The sequence below is a fragment of the Variovorax atrisoli genome (genome assembly GCF_014195185.1).
Taxonomy (GTDB): Bacteria; Pseudomonadota; Gammaproteobacteria; order Burkholderiales; family Burkholderiaceae_C; genus Variovorax; species Variovorax atrisoli.
In genome coordinates this window covers 33,094-48,711 of sequence record NZ_JACIBG010000007.1, presented here as the reverse complement: position 1 = coordinate 48,711, position 15,618 = coordinate 33,094, and the positions used below count along the sequence as shown (strand labels likewise).

19 protein-coding genes are annotated in these 15,618 nt (G+C 66.0%); 12 read left to right on the top strand and 7 right to left on the bottom strand.

What is annotated here, in order from left to right; genetic code table 11:
* Positions 1-71: 71 nt before the first annotated feature.
* From FHY06_RS23275 to FHY06_RS23260, 4 genes are all read right to left on the bottom strand, one after another.
* Positions 72-1,325: a serine hydrolase domain-containing protein gene (locus FHY06_RS23275; RefSeq protein ID WP_260310662.1), complete on the bottom strand. Its 1,254-nt coding sequence runs from the start codon at positions 1,323-1,325 to the stop codon at positions 72-74.
* 334 nt (positions 1,326-1,659) lie between these two features.
* Positions 1,660-1,947 carry an RNA recognition motif domain-containing protein gene (locus FHY06_RS23270; RefSeq protein ID WP_184606431.1) on the bottom strand — a complete coding sequence of 96 codons (288 nt, stop codon included), beginning with the start codon at positions 1,945-1,947 and terminating at the stop codon, positions 1,660-1,662.
* Positions 1,948-2,011: 64 nt separating this feature from the next.
* Positions 2,012-2,278, bottom strand: coding sequence for a translation initiation factor IF-1 (infA, locus tag FHY06_RS23265; RefSeq protein ID WP_019657238.1), 267 nt, complete (start codon positions 2,276-2,278; stop codon positions 2,012-2,014).
* 28 nt (positions 2,279-2,306) lie between these two features.
* Positions 2,307-2,522 carry a hypothetical protein gene (locus FHY06_RS23260; protein ID WP_184606698.1) on the bottom strand — a complete coding sequence of 72 codons (216 nt, stop codon included), beginning with the start codon at positions 2,520-2,522 and terminating at the stop codon, positions 2,307-2,309.
* A 378-nt stretch (positions 2,523-2,900) separates the two neighbouring features.
* Between FHY06_RS23260 and FHY06_RS23255 the strand changes: the two genes are divergently transcribed.
* The 5 genes from FHY06_RS23255 to FHY06_RS23235 all read left to right on the top strand — a co-directional run bounded on the left by FHY06_RS23255 (position 2,901) and on the right by FHY06_RS23235 (position 5,850).
* Complete coding sequence (locus FHY06_RS23255; RefSeq protein ID WP_019657240.1) at positions 2,901-3,113, top strand: hypothetical protein; 213 nt, start codon at positions 2,901-2,903, stop codon at positions 3,111-3,113.
* 393 nt (positions 3,114-3,506) lie between these two features.
* Positions 3,507-4,082 (top strand): Dps family protein, encoded by a 576-nt coding sequence (locus FHY06_RS23250; RefSeq protein WP_260310613.1) that lies wholly within the window; start codon positions 3,507-3,509, stop codon positions 4,080-4,082.
* 118 nt (positions 4,083-4,200) lie between these two features.
* Positions 4,201-4,845: an AraC family transcriptional regulator gene (locus tag FHY06_RS23245; protein WP_184606430.1), complete on the top strand. Its 645-nt coding sequence runs from the start codon at positions 4,201-4,203 to the stop codon at positions 4,843-4,845.
* 28 nt (positions 4,846-4,873) lie between these two features.
* On the top strand, positions 4,874-5,212 hold the full coding sequence (locus FHY06_RS23240; RefSeq protein ID WP_126185601.1) for a GNAT family N-acetyltransferase: 339 nt from the start codon (positions 4,874-4,876) through the stop codon (positions 5,210-5,212).
* Positions 5,213-5,235: 23 nt separating this feature from the next.
* The gene (locus FHY06_RS23235) at positions 5,236-5,850 is read left to right on the top strand and encodes an antibiotic biosynthesis monooxygenase (protein WP_184606429.1); all 615 of its coding nucleotides are present in this window, start codon (positions 5,236-5,238) and stop codon (positions 5,848-5,850) included.
* Positions 5,851-5,880: 30 nt separating this feature from the next.
* Here FHY06_RS23235 and FHY06_RS23230 read toward each other — a convergent pair whose 3' ends face one another.
* The gene (locus tag FHY06_RS23230) at positions 5,881-6,573 is read right to left on the bottom strand and encodes a YoaK family protein (RefSeq protein ID WP_184606428.1); all 693 of its coding nucleotides are present in this window, start codon (positions 6,571-6,573) and stop codon (positions 5,881-5,883) included.
* Between the two features lie 209 nt (positions 6,574-6,782).
* Between FHY06_RS23230 and FHY06_RS23225 the strand changes: the two genes are divergently transcribed.
* Positions 6,783-8,225: a catalase gene (locus FHY06_RS23225; protein ID WP_260310612.1), complete on the top strand. Its 1,443-nt coding sequence runs from the start codon at positions 6,783-6,785 to the stop codon at positions 8,223-8,225.
* A gap of 149 nt (positions 8,226-8,374) precedes the next feature.
* Here FHY06_RS23225 and FHY06_RS23220 read toward each other — a convergent pair whose 3' ends face one another.
* Positions 8,375-9,424 carry an AraC family transcriptional regulator gene (locus tag FHY06_RS23220; RefSeq protein ID WP_311733719.1) on the bottom strand — a complete coding sequence of 350 codons (1,050 nt, stop codon included), beginning with the start codon at positions 9,422-9,424 and terminating at the stop codon, positions 8,375-8,377.
* Positions 9,425-9,826: 402 nt separating this feature from the next.
* On the opposite strand from FHY06_RS23220, the gene FHY06_RS34920 reads away from it, so the two are divergent.
* Complete coding sequence (locus tag FHY06_RS34920) at positions 9,827-9,958, top strand: hypothetical protein (protein ID WP_260310611.1); 132 nt, start codon at positions 9,827-9,829, stop codon at positions 9,956-9,958.
* Positions 9,959-10,137: 179 nt separating this feature from the next.
* The gene (locus tag FHY06_RS23215; RefSeq protein ID WP_019657251.1) at positions 10,138-10,974 is read left to right on the top strand and encodes an alpha/beta fold hydrolase; all 837 of its coding nucleotides are present in this window, start codon (positions 10,138-10,140) and stop codon (positions 10,972-10,974) included.
* A gap of 105 nt (positions 10,975-11,079) precedes the next feature.
* On the opposite strand, the gene FHY06_RS23210 is transcribed toward FHY06_RS23215, so the two are convergent.
* On the bottom strand, positions 11,080-11,991 hold the full coding sequence (locus tag FHY06_RS23210; RefSeq protein ID WP_126185595.1) for a LysR family transcriptional regulator: 912 nt from the start codon (positions 11,989-11,991) through the stop codon (positions 11,080-11,082).
* 102 nt (positions 11,992-12,093) lie between these two features.
* On the opposite strand from FHY06_RS23210, the gene FHY06_RS23205 reads away from it, so the two are divergent.
* From FHY06_RS23205 to FHY06_RS23190, 4 genes are all read left to right on the top strand, one after another.
* Entirely contained in the window at positions 12,094-12,420 is a 327-nt protein-coding gene (locus FHY06_RS23205; protein ID WP_184606426.1) for a nuclear transport factor 2 family protein, read from the top strand.
* Positions 12,417-13,199, top strand: coding sequence for an SDR family oxidoreductase (locus FHY06_RS23200; protein WP_184606425.1), 783 nt, complete (start codon positions 12,417-12,419; stop codon positions 13,197-13,199). Before FHY06_RS23205 ends, FHY06_RS23200 begins: the two co-directional genes overlap by 4 nt.
* A gap of 25 nt (positions 13,200-13,224) precedes the next feature.
* Entirely contained in the window at positions 13,225-14,061 is an 837-nt protein-coding gene (locus FHY06_RS23195) for a hypothetical protein (protein ID WP_184606424.1), read from the top strand.
* Between the two features lie 188 nt (positions 14,062-14,249).
* The gene (locus FHY06_RS23190; RefSeq protein ID WP_184606423.1) at positions 14,250-15,605 is read left to right on the top strand and encodes a cytochrome c; all 1,356 of its coding nucleotides are present in this window, start codon (positions 14,250-14,252) and stop codon (positions 15,603-15,605) included.
* The last annotated feature ends 13 nt before the right edge of the window (positions 15,606-15,618 follow it).

The following is a 15,618-nucleotide window of genomic DNA, read 5'->3' as shown; positions in this document are numbered from 1 at the left end:
CTCGGACCAAAAAGACCGGGCCCCGTTGTCACGCTCCACTGATCCCCTTCTGCCGAGTGAGCGGCAGCGAATCACCGCGGTGGAGCCGCGAGTTGGCGAGCCAGCGCGTCGAATGCGGGGAGCGTGGTCGGATCGTTCGACGCGTTGCTCGCCACGGGGTGCGATGCATAGCGCGCAATCACCACGCCCGCGCCGGGATTCACATAGAGCCGCTGGCCGTGCACGCCGCGCGCCATGAACGCGCCATCGGCACCATGCGTGACCCACCACATATTGCGGTAGCTCCAGCCCTGCAGCAGCGTGTAGTCGGCACGAGCAAAGGCCTCGCGGTCGCCGCCGCGGCGGATGTCGTCCACTACCGTGCGAGGCACGATCTGCTGGCCGTTGTGGCGGCCGCCGTTGCGCAGCATCTCCCCGAAGCGAGCGAGGTCACGCAGGCCTGTGTTGAGCCCGCCGCCCGCGAACGGCGTGCCGGTAGAGTCCACCGTCATGTAGGCGTCCTGCTCTGTGCCCAGGCGGCTCCAGATGCGCTCGGACAGCAACGCGGCCACAGAGCGCCCCGTGACCCGCGCGATGATCCAGCCCAGCGCGTCTGAGTTCACGGTCTTGTAGGCGAACGCACCGCCGTGCCGGCCTTCCGGCTGCACGGTCTGCAGGTATTCGTAGTAGCTGCGCGGGCCGGCATAGTCTTGGGGTTTGGGCAGCGGACTGCCCGCTTGGGCATGGGCCCAGACCTCCGCATTGGGATCGGCGTAATCCTCGCTGAACTGCAGGCCCGTGGTCATGTCGAGCACCTGGCGCACGGTCGCGCTGCCGAAGGCCGACGCCGCAAGCTCCGGCACGTAGTCGGCCACGCGCCTGGAGGGGTCGAGCGTGCCCTCGGCCACCAGCATGGCGCCCAGGGTGCCGGTAAACGACTTGGTGATCGACATGGCGCCGTGCTGGCCCTGCTCCGTCAGGGCCCCGAAGTAGCGCTCGTACACCACGCGCCCCCGGTGCAGCACCACGATGCCGTCGGTGTAATTGGCGGCCAGCGATTCGGCCCAGGTCATCGACTCCTTGGCACCCAGCGGCGTGAAGCGCAGATCGTCAATGTCGGCGCGCAGCGCGCGCGGCAGCGGCGCGGGTGCACCCAGGCCGCGCGAGACATTGGCGGTGGGCATGAGTTCGCGGAAATGCGCAACGCTCCAGCGCAAGGCCGGAAAGCGGAAATAGCTGCCGTCGTCGAAGCGCAGACGCCGCTCGGGCGGCGGGGGCGCCCCCACCATCCAGCCGAGCCGGGCGGGGTCGCTCGCAGCCGCGTCGAGCGGCGGATCGGCCGCCATCGCGCAGGCCGAGAAACTCAGGGCCAGGGCGGCGCACACCTGCTTGGAGAAACGGGGCATGGGAAGCATGGCGATCACTCCTTTGCCCACAGTGTGCACGCTGGCGCGCTTCCGCCGCCTACAGCCGCCTCACGCTCGCGCTGCAGATGCAGGCTTGGCTCAATGGCAAGGTCGGCCGATACCCTTCGGGAGCAGGGCCAACTCGGGCCTGACGACGGCCAGCGGAAAGATCGCGTGCTCGATGCGCCGGAGCAATGCAACATGCGCAACTGCCGCGGCGTTGTCTGCCCCCGCCGCATGCCGAGCGGAAGAGGGCATCACGATCGATGATGGTTCAGTAGCTGCGGTTGCCGCCGAAGTCACCGGTGCGCGGCTCCATCGGGCGGGCGAGATTGACGGTCAGTGCCCGGCCATCGATCTCCTTGCCGTGGAGCCCCTTGATGGCGGCCTGCGCTTCCGCAGGCGAGCCCATCTCGACGAAACCGAAGCCCTTGGAGCGGCCGGAATCGCGCTCCGTCATGACCTTCGCCGAGGCGACGTGACCAAATGGCGCGAACTGTTGTTGAAGCGCGTCCTCGCGAGTCGTGTATGAGAGATTGCCGACGTAGAGCTTGTTATCCATGATTGCTTTCTTGAGTGGTCGAAAAACGGGTTGAGTCCGATGCAGGACGCATCGGGAGGCGAGCCTATCGGGCAGGGCGCCGCACGGGGGGAGAGCCGCTCTGGGAGCGGGGTTCGAGATGGCGGAAAGTGATGCGTCCCTTGTTGAGGTCGTAGGGCGACATCTCCAGCGAGACCTTGTCGCCTGCCAGCACCCGGATGCGGTGCTTGCGCATCTTGCCGCCCGAGTAGCAGATCAGGCTGTGTCCGTTGTCCAGGGTGACGCGAAAACGCGAATCGGGCAGTACTTCCTGTACTCGACCCTGCATTTCAATCAGTTCTTCCTTACCCACGAAGCTCCTTCAATGATCGGCCGGATGCTCAGGCCAGTTGGTTGTTCAGCACGAAGTGGCGGCCCTGCACCAATGCGTAGTGCGCCGCACGTGCGGCGCTGTCGAAGCGCGGGATGAGCCGGAAGACCCGGTCATGCATGCCGCGGCGGACGGAGACCGAAGCGGCGTACTGCCCGCTCTCGGTGAGCTTGGTCATGGGGGTGACGAGGTATCTGCCCACCTCGTGGGCCTGTGGAATCTGCATGTGATGAAGCGGGCGGTTGCCTTCGAGGCGCGCGCCGAGCATGCGTGCCAGCACTGGGCTGGTCAGGCACACGAAGTTGATCTGTGGGGGAAACGGTGAGCGGTCCGCAGAATGCGTTGAACGGACCGACGATGGAACTCGCTGAGGAGAATGACGCTCCGCAAGGGCCGACGGGAATGGGTCAGCTTGTCGGGGAGGTGAGGCCTTGGCGGTCAGCGGTTGCCGCGAGGTGTCAATCAAGGACTGAGGCAACGAGCAAGCCGCAGTCGATGCGTCTAGTGTAGGTGGTTTCAGCGCGGTGTGGTTTTTCTTTTCGTGTGCTGCAGGCGGCCTTCGGGTGTTAGGCTGGTTCGCATGCATCTGCATGAAGGACCTCGCATGACTCCAGCGTTTCTCTCCCTTTCTCGGCGGGAAGCGCTTCGCGCCGATCTGCCCCATGTGGCTGACTTGCTGCATCGCCGGCGTGCAGGCGAGATCGACGAGGCGGTGATCGACGATCTGGTCTCATTGGCTTGGCTCGAATGGCTGGGCGGATCGCTCCAGCTGACGACCGTAGGAACGAACATCTGTCGTCAGCAGCAGCCGAAGTAGGAAGGTGCCTGTGCCATGAACCAGACAGACGTGGCGATATCCGAGCCGCGCCATGGAGAGCTTTACTTCCGCGCTGTACGGCGCGCTTCAGCACGAGGACTCGATGAGCACGGGCTCGATGATCTGGCCGGCGATGTGCAGATGATGAGCGCCGGCACGTCGCGCGCCACTGCGAGTTCGATTTCGTTGGTCACCCGCGAACGAACGAATTGCCCGCCGCCTGGGCACCGCGACGGCAAATATCCAAACGGCCTCATTAATCGACAAGACGCGCACCTTCGTTGCAACGAGGATGCGCTCCAAGGACCGATCCCCGCTTTTTCGTCTTTGCCATCTGCCTCGCTGACGGCAGACGGCATTTCGCCAACCCACGGCACTTTCCAAGGAAGACCCATGGCCACATCCAAGTCCACCAAGCCTGCAAAGACCGCAAACACCGCCAAAGCCGTCAAGGCCTTGGCCGACAGAACCAAGGCGCGCCGCGTGGCATCGCTGCACACGCCGAGCGACCTGGGCGCCGACGCCACGCGCGACATTTCCGCCGCACTGAACGTGCTGCTGGCCGACGTGTTCGCGCTGTACTTCAAGACTAAGAACTTCCATTGGCACATGTCGGGTCCGTCATTTCGCGACTATCACCTGCTGCTGGACGAGCAGGCCGACCAGATCTTCGCCACGGTCGACCCCATCGCAGAGCGCGTGCGCAAGGTGGGCGGCACCACGCTGCGTTCCACCGGCCACGCCGTGCGCCTGCAGCGCCTGTCCGACAACGACGCCGACTTCGTGTCCCCCATCGGCATGCTGGCCGAACTGCGCGAGGACAACCAGCGCCTGGCCGGCTTCATGCGCGCCGCGCACGCGGTGTGCGACGAGTACGGCGACGTGGCCACGGCCAGCGTGCTGGAGAACTGGATCGATGAGGCCGAGCGCCGCACGTGGTTCCTGTTCGAGTCGGTGCGCCAGGGCTGAGTCCCCTTGTTTTTGCCCCCGCTGTGGCCACTCTTGCCTTGCGTGATGGCAGTGAGCGTTCCTGCAAGGAACGGGATTCGGTGGTGAATGCCGGTCCGCCGGCGTTCACCAAGGGCAGATGCTTTCCGTGACGCGCGAAGGCGCCTACGGCGACCTGCTGGGCCGGTACTTCGAGTTGCCATCCGCGCCCTCGCTCGTCATGCTGCCGGCGCCCAACGCGCCCGCAGCTGGCGCGGAGTCCTTGATGGCGCCCTTCGTCGTCACGCGCATCACTTGCCTGTCCGACCAGTTGGGCATGAAGCGGGAGATCCCTCCCGAGGATGCCTTCCTAGTCACACTGCACCTTCTCGGCATGCGCCATCACGAAACCTGGGTGCGCGGGCGGCCCTCGGTGGTGCGCGGCTATGAGCCGGGTGCCCTCGGCATCGTCGATCTGCGCGACGAGGTCGCGAGCTACCTGGGCAACCCGCTGGATGCGTTGCAGTTCTACGTGCCGCACGCGCTGGTGCGCACCGTGGCGCGCGCGTCGGGCATGGTGCATGTGAGCAGCCTGGTGTGTGTCCCCGGCGTGGTCGACCCGGTGATGTGCAGCCTGGGTGCGGCCGTGCTGGCCCTGTTCGAGCGGCCGCAACGCGCCGGCTCGCTCGTGCAGCAACACCTGGCACTGACCATCTGCGCCCACCTGGTGCGCCGGTTCGGGAAGAATGACGGAGCCACCGCCGCAGCGCCCCGCCGGCCGTTGCACCTGCGGCACCTGCATTGAATCCAACCGTCCCTGTCGCGAGCTTTCCATGACCACTGCTTCTTCGCCTTCTCCTTCCCTTCCTGCCTCTTCCCTGGTTCAGGACAACCCGGCGAAGCACCGCTTCGAATATGTGTCGCAAGGCCATCACGCGGTCGCCGTCTATTCGCTCGAAGGCAACGTCATCACGTTCATTCACACGCTCGTGCCCGAAGCCCTGCAGGGGCAGGGCATCGCGAAGCAGCTCGTGCTCGCCGGCCTCGCCTCGGCACGCGAGCGCGGGCTGCGCGTGGTTCCACAGTGCCCGGTGTTCAATGGCTACATGCGCGCACACCCCGAAACGCACGACCTGCTGACCGACGAGGGTCGCAAGATGATCGGCCTCTGAGACCCTTGAACAGGCCACCGAACATGACCGCCGACGACCGACAACCCGCCTTGCGCACCGCCACGCTGGACGAGATCGCCGGGCGCGCGCCGCCCGGGGCCGAAACCGTCACGGCCGTGATCCAGCAGACCGTTCGGCGCGACAGGGTGGAAGACTATGAGCGATGGCTGAAGAAGGTGGTGCCCATTGCGTCCCGCTTTCCGGGGCACCGCGGCGTCAATGTGATTCACCCGGCGGCAGGGAGCTTGCAGTACACCATCACCATCCGCTTCGACTCGCTCGCGCATGCCCAGGACTGGTTCGACTCGGACGCTCGCCGCCGGTTGATCGAAGAGGCGCAGCCGCTACTGGAGACGGAAGAGAAGGTCGAGACACGCAGCGGCCTGGAGTTCTGGTTCCACCCGCCCGCGGGGCAGCCGCCGGCCAAACGCTACAAGCAGTTCCTGCTGACGCTGTCGGTGATCTACCCCCTGACCATGCTCGTGCCCGCGGTGCTGCACTGGTTGCTCGCGCCGGTGCCCGTGCTGTCCTTCCATGCGGTGGAGCACCTGATTGCTTCAGCCGCCATCGTGGGGCTGATGGTGTACCTGATCATGCCGAGGTATACGCGCCTGATGGCGCGCTGGCTCTACAAGTGACCCCCGGCACCGGAGCCAGGGATCGCGGTGCTACCGCGCGGCGGCGTCGCCTTCGTGCGTGCTGCCCTGCAGCACCACCGCCAGCGCCGCCAGCACGGGCGGCACGGCAAAGCACCACACGTCCCAACGCGCGTAGATGAGAGCCGCCGCCGCGCAGCCGGCGGCAAACCACGCCACCGCGGCCGACATGCGCCGTATGCGGGCATGCGCTGCGGCCTTGTCTTGAGGTGCCTGGCCGCCGCGCATCAGGTCGGCCAGGTCGACCATGACCTGCGTGGTCGTGCCTGTCATCAGCGTGGTGGGTGGCGCGCTGCCCAGGTGGATGCGGTGCACCGCGTTCTGGAGGGCCATGGCCGAGACCAGCACCAGGCCCGCGAGCATCGCCGCTGCGCTGTCGCCGTCGGCGAAGGGGCCGAAAAGGATGGCCAGCACGCCGCCCGCCAGCAGCAGCACCGCCTTGAGCACCAGCATGGTCCGCATCACCGGCAGGCCCAGGCCGGGCAGGCTGTAGCTCAGCAGGCGGGCAAGCATCACCACCGCGCAGAACACAGGCAGCGCCAGCAGCTTGGTGAGCGCGCCCGAGGTGCCGTGTACCAGTGCCGCGCCGATGGTCACGAAATTGCCCGTCACGTGCGCGGTGAACAGGCCGTGAAGCGCCAGGAAGCCTGCGGTGTCGACGAAGCCGCCGTTGAGGCTCATGAGCTGGGGCAGGGTGGGTTTCATGGCAGGGGCCGGTCGTGGGTGGGGCTCCATGGTGCACCCTGCGCGCGGCGTCGTCTTGTCGGGTTGGGTGCGGCCTTGCAGATTCGGGTGCTGTTGCGTCGCAGCATGGGGGCTTGCAGCCTGCCGTCGTTCAAAACAGACGACTCCTGTTCAAGACACGCGCGTTCCTGCGGCTCACCATGCTGCGAGACTCGATCAGGGACATCGCCATGACGACAAACCCAAGGCCGCCGACCTTGACCACCGCAGGCGGTGCACCCGTGGCAGACAGCCAGCACTCGATCACCGCGGGACCGCGCGGACCGATCCTCCTGCAGGACTACCAGATGGCCGAAAAGCTCGCCTACCTGGCGCGCGAGCGCATTCCGGAGCGGGTGCTGCACGCCAAGGGCGCGGCCGCGTTGGGCAAGCTGCGCATCACGGGCGACATTGCACGCCACACCCGCGCGCACTTCCTGCAGCCGGGCCGGGTCACGCCGGTGCTGGTGCGCTTCTCGGGGCTCACGGGCGAACGCGGCTGCGCGGATGCCGAGCGCGACATGCGCGGCTTCGCCCTCAAGGCCTATACGGAAGAAGGCAACTGGGACCTGGTCGGCAGCCACCTGCCGGTGGCGTGCATTCGCGATCCGCAGAAGTTTCCCGACCTGGTGCGCGCGCTCAAGCGCCATCCGGTGAGCCACCTGCGTTCGCCCACCGCCATCTGGGACTTCTGGTCGCTCTCGCCGGAGAGCATCCACCAGATCGTGATGCTGTTCTCCGATCGCGGCCTGCCCAGCAGCTACCGCCACATGCACGGCTACGGCGCACATGCGTTCGGGCTCATCAACGACGCCAACGAGCGCTGCTGGGTCAAGTTCCATTTCAAGACGCGGCAGGGCATTCGCTGCCTCACCGATGCACAGGCCCGCGCCACCATCGCCGAGGACCGCGAGAGCGCTCAGCGCGACCTGTTCGAGGCCATCGAGCGTGGCGAGCACCCGCGCTGGTCGCTGCATGTGCAGCTCATGAGCCAGCAGCAGGCCGAGGCGCTGTCCTTCGATGCCTTCGACCCCACCAAGGTCTGGCCGCAAGACGAATTCCCGCTTGTCGAACTGGGCGAGCTCACGCTCGACGCCAACCCCGACAACTATTTCGCGCAGGTGGAACAGGCGACCTTCAACCCCGCGCACATGGTGCCGGGCCTTTGCATCTCGCCCGACAGGCTGCTGCAAGGACGCCTGCTGGCGTATGCCGACGCGCAGCGCTACCGCGTCGGCACGCACCACGCGGCGCTGCCGGTGAACCGACCGCGCACGCCGGTGCACACCTACCACGCCGACGGTGCGATGCGGCTGGACGTGCCGCCTCGCACCGACGCCTACTACGAGCCCAACTCCTTCGGCGGACCGCGTCCTGATCGACGGCACGCGGAGCCTGCGCTACCGCTGAGCGGCGACGCGGCGCGCTTCGACGATCGCCAGGGCCTTGGGGACTATGTGCAGGCCACTGCGCTGTACCGCCGGATGGGCAGCGCGGAGCGGGAGCGTCTGGCCGCCAACGTCGCAGCGGCGATGGCAGGCGTGCCCGAGACCATCCAGCGACGGCAGATCGAGCACTTCCGGCTGGTCGACGCTATTTTGGGGCAGGCGATCGCAGCGCAGCTCGGCATCTAGCCGCAGGCCGCGGCGCGCGGCCAGGGTGCGGGCGGTCCTCGCAATGCACGCTCCATGGCGTCACGCAGTCGATCGAGCAGGTGCGGGGTGGTGAGCACGAAGGACTTCAGAACTGGGCGTTTCGTATCGGCACCCGCGTTCGGCCATCCTCATTTTTCAAGCTGCATCTTTTTGCGCCAGCCGCCCGGCGGCATGCCGGTGTGCTGGGAAAAGACGCGCGTGAAGTGACTCTGGTCCGCAAAGCCGCAGGCTGCGGCCACGTCCGCCAGAGGCCGCTCGGCGTCCTCCAGCAATGCGCGCGCGCGTTCCAGCCGCTGTGCGGTCAGCCATTGGTGCGGCGTCTGGCCGGTGGTCTCGCGAAAGGCGCGGATGAAGTAGCTGCGCGACAGGTTGCAGGCGTCGGCGATCTCGGCGATCGAAATGCTGCCGTCCATCTTGCTGCGCAACATCTCCTTGACGCGCGCCTCGTGCGAACGCGAAAGCAGCCGGTTTGGCCGCGGCTCGGTGGCAGGCGCGGCGCGACCGTAGTTGTCGACCAGGTAGCTCGTCATCGCGACGCTGAGCTGATCGATGAACAGCAGGCTGACCTCGGCAGGACGTTCGAGCGCAGGGATCAGCGCGCTTGCGAGATGGGCGAGCACCTCGTCCCTGACGCCTGCGACATCGACCAGGCCGCCAACGCGCGGCCCCGGTCTTTCGTCGATGGCGCGCTGCAGGGCCGGGTGGGAGATCTCGAGCAGCACGAAGTCGAAGCCGCTTTGCATGTCCGCGCGATATCGGTCGCAGAAATCGCGGACATAGATCGAGCCTTTGCCGAAGTCATGGCAGGACGCATGGTGTTCATGAAGGATCCGTCGGCGATGACCGTCGCGCAACGAGATGCCGAGCAGGACGCCGCGCCCGCTGGCGGCCGTCTCGACATGGTGACGCTCATGGGCGTTCACGGTCTTGCGATAGATGCGAACGCCGTCAGCCGAAAGTTCCTGATTTCTCTGCAGATGGTCGATCGTGCACCCGAGCAGGTCTTGTGGCGCGAGCCCTTGCCCTGCGGGGAGCGGTTGACCTCTCCCCTCGTTGAGAGTGATTTCGGCGCGCATGAACTGGGAGGGCGGAAGTTGAAGTGACGGGGTATCCGATTGGCGGCGCTGCGACGAACGATGGATAGAGATTTTGCGCGCCTCCTTGAAGATGGTCCTCACGCAGTCGATCGAACTCGTTCTTCCTTTCGCACATTGCGTGCCAGCCGTCAGTGTAGATGTGGCGTGCCGCGACGGCCGAGCGGTGGCTGGTCGCGAGCGAGGCGAAGCAGCGCGCGATCGGCGCCGAGTGTGCGTTCGGCCCCCTTGCCGGAAAACCCCGCCAGCGGCAAAAAACTTGTTCCTGAAAATCAATAGTCGAGCGGGAGGCCAAGGCGGTCGCGAGGTTGTCGCGCAAGCCGATGCGGCGCCTCGGACGCGGAGGAAAAACAAGCGTTCAATCCGGGCGCCGAATGTGCAATACGCGCGGCGCGCTGCGCCTCATAGTGAGGCTCGATGGATCGCCGCTGTCTTCAAACAGCGGGCTTGCACGATCCGAGCCCGTTGATTTCTTTCAGGAAACCCATGAATATTCCCACCGATCCCATGATCCCCGTCCTGCTGGTTCACTTGGCCTGGGTGTCCGAACAGAAGGTGGAAGCCGATGTCGTTCTCGAGGCAGTCCGTTCAGTCGCTGCCTTTGAAGCGCAAGCCTGAAGCTGCCGAGGTCACACATGAAACAGCTCGATCTTCACACCGTTTTCGACAGCGACAGGCGCAAGCTTCTTCTCGCCGGCGCGGGGACCCTGGCGATCGCCGGTCTCCCGATGGCGGGGAATGCAACTTCCTTCACCAAGCACCGCGCAACAGCGCATTCTCAGAAAGGGCATCACCTCATGAACACGATCACCACCAAGGACGGCGTAGAGATCTTCTACAAAGACTGGGGACCCAAGGACGGCCAGCCCATCATGTTCCATCATGGCTGGCCTCTTTCGAGCGACGACTGGGATGCCCAGATGCTCTTCTTCGTGCAGCGCGGCTACCGCGTGATCGCGCATGACCGTCGCGGCCATGGGCGATCGGCGCAGGTCAGCGAGGGCCACGACATGGACCACTACGCTGCCGATGCCTTCGCCGTCGTCGAGGCGCTGAACCTGACCAAGGTCTTCCACGTCGGACACTCGACCGGCGGCGGCGAGGTTGCGCGCTACGTCGCGAAGTTCGGCCAGCCCAGCGGCCGTGCCGCGAAGGCCGTGCTCGTGAGCGCAGTCCCCCCCTTGATGCTCAAGACAGCGAGCAATCCGGAAGGCCTGCCGGTCGAAGTGTTCGACGGCTTCCGCAAGGGGGTCGCCGACAACCGGGCACAGCTTTTCCTCGACGTCGCGACCGGCCCGTTCTACGGCTTCAACCGCGAGGGCGCGAAGGTCTCCCAGGGGGTGATCCAGAACTGGTGGCGGCAGGGCATGATGGGCAGCGCCAAGGCCCACTATGACGGCATCAAGGCCTTCTCGGAAACCGATCAGACGGCGGACCTCCAGGCGATCACCATTCCGACCCTGGTCATGCATGGCGACGACGATCAGATCGTTCCGATCGCCGACGCCGCGCTGAAGTCGATCAAGCTGCTGAAGAACGGCACGCTCAAGGTGTACAAGGGCTATTCCCACGGCATGCTCACCGTCAACGCAGACGTTCTCAATCCGGATCTGCTGGCGTTCTTCAAGAGCTGAGGCGTCGGACAAGGGGCGCCCTCCCGGTGCGTCTGGGGGTGGCGCCGTTGGCCAGGTGAGGGAGAACTGGCTGAAAGGCACCCGGCCGCTCGTCCGTTCTAGGGTCTAGACCCCATCGAACGGTTTTCTATCCAGCAGGCAGTCGATGAATGCGCCGAGGAGGGCTGGTCGATGCTGCCTGTTCGGATAGTAGAGGAACAGCCCCGGGCGCGAGATCGACCAGTCCGCAAGGACTTGGACGAGCCGTCCCTGGGCCAGCAGCTCGCCCACGCCATCTGTCTCGAAGTGATAGGCAATGCCCAGCCCGTTCAGTGCGGCAGCAATGCCGATGTCGGCATGGTTGGTGACGACGGGGCCATCCACCGCGACTTCGAGTCGTTGCCCCCGCTTCTTGAACTCCCAGCGATAGTGCCTACCGTCCATCTGGAGGCGCCAGTTGATGCATGCATGGTCATGCAGTTCGGCAGGTGACTTGGGCGTTCCTCGACGCGCGAGGTAGTCCGGCGACGCCACGGCGACCATGTTCAGGTCCGGTGTGAGGCGCACGGCCACCATGTCCTTCTCGAGCCGGTTGCCCACCCGGATCCCTGCGTCGAAGCGGCCAACAACGATATCGGCCAGCGCGTCGTCGACCACGATGTCGAGAACCACGTCGGGGTGTGCTTGATGGAAGCGTGAAAGGCGGGGGGCAATGATGGTTCTCGCTGCGATCCCGAGCGTGTTGATGCGCAGCGTGCCGCTCATCTGTCCTGTCGCATCGGCGGCTTCAGCGACTGCAGCAGCCATCTCCCGGAACAGCGGAGCTATGCGCCTGTAGAGCAGCTCGCCGCTTGCCGACGGCGCGACGCTTCGGGTCGTTCGATTCAGAAGGCGAGCGCCGATGCGACCTTCGAGCTGACGGATGGTCTGGCTGAGTGCCGAGGGCGAGAGGCCCAGATGCTCTGCGGCACGCGCGAAGCTCTGGCGTTCCACGACGGCCACGAAGGCCTTCAACTCGGCAAAGTCGGATCCGCGCATTATGTATTCGTTTCTACACAGCTCATCCGGATTCTAGGGTATTCATTAAATTCTCCCCGGCGCGCATCCTCGGGGCTTCAGTGATCTCATGGAGCCAACAAAGTGAACACCTTGACCCTTCCCGAGCCGATCGCCGCGTACTTTGCGGCGGAGCACAAGCCTGAAGCCCTGGCGCATTGCTTCACGTCGCAAGCCGTCATGAAGGACGACGGTCACACCTACACGGGCATCAACGCCATCAAGGCCTTCATGGCCGAGGCCTCGGCCAAGTACGGCGCAACGAGTGTGCCGTTCGCCATCGAGCGGGAGGACGGCTTCCAACTCGTGCGCGCCAACGTCACCGGCAACTTCCCGGGCAGCCCGATCGTCCTGTCCTACCGCTTTCGCCTCGAACGAGGCCTGATCGCATCGCTGGAGGTCACGGCATGAACTTCGACCTTCACCTGAATGGCCTGCGGGCAGTGGTCACCGGCGGCACGCTGGGCCTGGGCGCTGCAGTCGTCAAAACCCTTGCAGAGGCCGGCGCCCGCGTGGCGACGTCCGCGCGCACCGTGCCAGCGCAGCCGCTGAAGGGGGTCACTTACGTGGCTGCCGACCTGTCGACGGCAGAAGGCACGAGTCACTTCGCTCAGGCCATCCTGCAGGATTGGGGCGGCGCCGACATCTTGATCAACGTGCTCGGCGGCTCAAAGACTCCTGGCGGCGGCTTCGCTGCGATCAGTGACGAGCACTGGTTCGCCGAGTTGAACCTGAACCTGATGCCTGCCGTGCGTCTGGATCGTGCGCTGCTTCCAGCGATGCTGGCTCAAGGCTCGGGTGTCATCATCCACGTGAGTTCCATCCAGCGCGTACTGCCTCTGCCCGAGTCGACTACCGCCTACGCCGCGGCCAAGGGAGCCCTCACCACGTACAGCAAGTCGCTGGCAAGGGAGGTGACGCCCAAGGGAGTTCGCGTGCTGAGTGTTGCACCCGGCTGGATCGAGACCGAGGCTTCCGTCGCGTTTGCGCAGCGGATGGCTGCACAGGCCGGGACGGACTACGAGGGCGGCAAGAAGATCGTCATGGATTGGCTGGGCGGAATTCCGGTGGGCCGCCCCGCCACACCTCAGGAGGTAGCCGATCTGATCGCCTTCCTGGCATCCCCGCGGTCCGCTTCGATCGCTGGGGCTGAATATCGGATCGACGGCGGCACTGTTCCCACGCTGTAGGCAGGGCAAATGGCAAGATGAGGGCATGCAGCCTGCCGAGCCCGCAAAGAGAATCGGCAAAGGTCCCGGCAACCCCAACCCGCTTCCCGAGGCGTGCTCGCGTCCCGACATCGAGTTCGCCCCCGACGGCCATTACTTCACGACCGACAAGGTGGCGGAACTGGCCGGCCTCAGCGCCGAGGTCAACCGGGAGATCACGCTGTTCAGCCAGGCGCCCGATGACCTGGCGCTCTCGTACTCGGCCACCGCGGTGGCGATATGGGGCGTGGTGTGGCTTCCCTACCGGCAGCGGATCGTCGAAACGCTTCACTCGCTGCACGGCGGGCACCAGAAGGCGGTCGAGGCGAGGCGCGAGCGCCTTGCCGCGATGATCCGGAAATTCGACCTGCGTCCCGAGAACCGGAAGGAGTTCTGGAAGGTCGGCTTCCTGATCCATGCGCTGGGCGACAGCTACGCCCACGTGCACGGCGAAGGGGAGACGCTCAAGGCCTACAACGTGATCTGGGGGCATGCCTGGGACAGCCTCTTCGGCGACAACCCGGACGACATATCGGGCAACGTGCACGCGTTCAGAAACTACCTCGCCTATGCCCAGGCGCTCTTCGACGCGCTGGACAGATCCGATCAGCCCTCCTCGGAGAACCGGACCCTTTTCAAGGCATGGCTGGCGGGCGTCGAAGCGGGGAAGGTCTCGCCCTTTCCGGGGGTCAATGTGAAATTCGGCACCTTGCCGTGCGATGCGCGCGAGGAAGCCAAGCGGGTCCTGTCCATTCCGCTGGTCAATGCGTATCTCGCAGAGGTGGCGAAGGAACTCGAGCTGCCCGTCGAGACCGCCCGCGGTGCCGCGCCTGACGCGCCCTGAAGTCGCCTCCGGCAGCGTGGACGCCGCTTCTTCAAGCGCAGCGGCGCCGACGACGTCGGTGCAAGAAATCCGGGCTTGCTGCAAACTGTTCGAAGCGCGGTCTTTGTTCGGCCTCGGCTGCTGGTGCCGGAAATGCTCGTCGACATCTCTGCCACCTTGAACGGACCGCCCCCGAGAGGAGCGCATCGATGCTGAAAAAGTACCTATGGGCTGTGCTCGGCCTTGCGGCACTCGTCCTCGTTGTCCTGTTAGCGCTGGCGCTGTGGCCGACGTCCACGAGGACCATCGCCGCCGGCGCGGACAGCGGTTCGCCGGGCCTGGTGGCCAAGGGCAAGTACCTCGCACAGGCAGGCGACTGCATCGCCTGCCACACCGCGCCAGGCGGCGCGCCCTTCGCGGGCGGGCTGCCGCTGGCTTCGCCGATCGGCGCGATCTACAGCACCAACATCACGCCCGATCGCGACAGCGGCATCGGCAGGTACTCGCTGGACGACTTCGATCGCGCGGTGCGCCATGGCATCCGGGCCGATGGCGACTCGCTGTATCCGGCGATGCCCTTTCCCTCCTATGCGCGCATGACGGACGACGACGTGCGCGCGCTGTATGCCTTCTTCATGCATGGCGTGGCGCCGGCACCTGGGACACCGCATCCGCGCGGCCTGGTCTGGCCCTTGTCGATCCGCTGGCCGCTGGCGCTGTGGCGCAAGGCCTTTGCGCCAAAGCCCGATGCCATCGCCTTCGATGCCCACCGCTATGCGGACATGTCGGTGGCGCGCGGCGCGTACCTCGTGCAGGGCCTGGGCCATTGCGGCAGCTGCCATACGCCGCGGTCGCTGACGATGCAGGAGAAGGCGCTGGACGAGTCGGGGCCGGCCTACCTGGCGGGCGGTCCCGTCATCGACGGATGGGTCGCGGTGAACCTGCGCGGCAATCCTGCGGACGGCCTGGGCGCCTGGTCGGCGGCCGACATCGTCGCCACCCTGCGCGCAGCACGCAACGCGTCCCACGCGGTGGTCGGCGGTCCGATGAACGACGCCATCGTGCACAGCACGCAGCACCTGAGCGACGAGGACCTGAACGCCGTGGCCGCCTATCTGAAGACGCTGGGGCCGAGCGCCGATTCGGTGTCGACATTCAAGGCGGATCCCGCCACCGCCTCGGCCCTGGGGCAGGGCGTCAACTCGACACGCGGCGCCGAGCTCTACGCGGACAACTGCGCAGGCTGCCATCGCAGCGACGGCAAGGGCTACGCGCAGGTCTTTCCCGGCATCGCCGGCAACTCGACCGTGTTGAGCGCCGATCCGAGCTCGGTCATCCGGCTGATTCTGCAAGGCAGCAAGTTGCCCGCCACGGGCACGGCGCCTTCCGAGCTGGCCATGCCCGGCTTCGGCTGGCGCCTGTCGGACGATGAGGTCGCGCAGCTCGCGAGCTTCGTGCGCCAGAGCTGGGGCAACCAGGCGCCGGCGGTGGACGCGGCGCGCGTGGGCCCCATTCGCAAGGCTGTCGAGAAGGAAATGGCCGCGCAGTCGCCTGCCGCCCGATAGGCCTTGGACGCCA